Genomic DNA, 1,494 nt, shown 5'->3' on the forward strand with positions numbered 1-1,494 from the left:
ATAATAAGAGCCATAATCACAAAAAAATAGCAGATGGTCAATTTGACCACCTGTTATTTTTTTACCAATTAACAATTTTATCTACAATATTTTGTTGTTCAGTAGCTGTTTTCCTTAGATAAATTCGAGTAGTTTCTATACTTTCGTGTCCCATCAAATCTGCAAGCAAGGCAATATCATTATACTTCGATAAAAAATTCTTAGCAAATAAATGTCTAAAAGAATGAGGGTAAATTACTTTAGGATTCATTTTGTATTTATCAGCATAATTTTTTAACTGTTGAGCAACTCCTCTTGCTGTAATTGGTTCATTAAATTTATTCAAAAATAAATAACCACTTCGGCGATTTTCTGATTCTAACCAACTAAGACAACTATTTCTTAATTTTTTAGGAATGTACAGTCTACGAATTTTACCACCTTTTGAGTAAATGTCAAAATAACCGATTTCTACATGCTCTACTTTTAGCTTAATAAGTTCACTTACACGAGCCCCGGTTGCACCTAAAAACCAAACGACAAAATGCCATTTTAAAATACCATCTTTTTTCAAACTACGTTTAAGAAAAAGGTAATCAGCATGGCTAATGACATCTTCTAAAAACGGTTTTTGCTGTACTTTGACAAATTTTAATTTCAAATCATCATGACCAATAAAAGCCAGATATTTATTTACTCCTTGTAGTCGCAAATTAACAGTTTTAGGTTTAAAATTGTCTAATAAATATCCTTTGTATTCAAATAAATCTTCCATTTTGAGTTCGTAATTCTCCAAGAAAAATCGAACACCATAAAGGTACGAACGCACAGTATTTTCAGCTAAACCAGCTTTCTTCAAATGTAATTCAAAATCTTTCAACGTAAAACTCCTATCTTATGTTTGATAGAAATTCCACCGCACGTAAAACTATTATACTAAATTAGTGCGTCAATAATGGCGAAAGATTCTTCGATTTTATCAACGATTCTGGATTGTTCAGGAAGGGGTGGGAGGGGGATTAAATATTCTTTTATAGTTTTCGTTAATAATTCTTTTTGTTTTGTACTACCCGACGCTTTTTCTTCAATAACTGACTGAACAATAGGAGAGGAAAGAAAATTATAGATGAAATGGCAATTAGTAAACCCCGATAAGACTCTTATAACTGTAACATGGCTATCTGCAACAGCCCAGCCATAAGGATTTTTATTTTCATGGTAAATAGCTAATCGTCCTAACGTACCTAGGCCTGTTGAATTCCACATTAAATCACCATATCTTAGTAATCTTTCTTTCTGGTAACTATGAACTGTTTCGGGATCAATAAATCTTGCTAAGTCAATAGAAAAGCCAGACCATTGATTACATTTCTGAGCAATCACAGGGTATATAGGAATATTTGAATATTTTGGAGACTTCCCTCTTTGAATGTAGGAGCTTATATCGTTTAACTTCACCCATTCCCAACTTTCTGGTATTTCACAAGGTACTTCCTCATAATAAGAGTTATCATC

2 protein-coding genes are annotated in these 1,494 nt (G+C 32.1%); both read right to left on the reverse strand.

The annotated features are described in order from the left end of the window. Positions 1–61: 61 nt before the first annotated feature. Positions 62–859, reverse strand: coding sequence for a tyrosine-type DNA invertase PsrA (psrA, locus tag HT711_RS10985; protein ID WP_000651180.1), 798 nt, complete (start codon positions 857–859; stop codon positions 62–64). A gap of 56 nt (positions 860–915) precedes the next feature. Further along, positions 916–1,494: restriction endonuclease subunit S (locus tag HT711_RS10990; RefSeq protein WP_173250156.1), on the reverse strand; the 579-nt coding region annotated here is incomplete at its 5' end.

Origin of the sequence: Streptococcus sp. 1032 (genome assembly GCF_013277015.1) — a bacterium.
Classification (GTDB): Bacteria; Bacillota; Bacilli; order Lactobacillales; family Streptococcaceae; genus Streptococcus.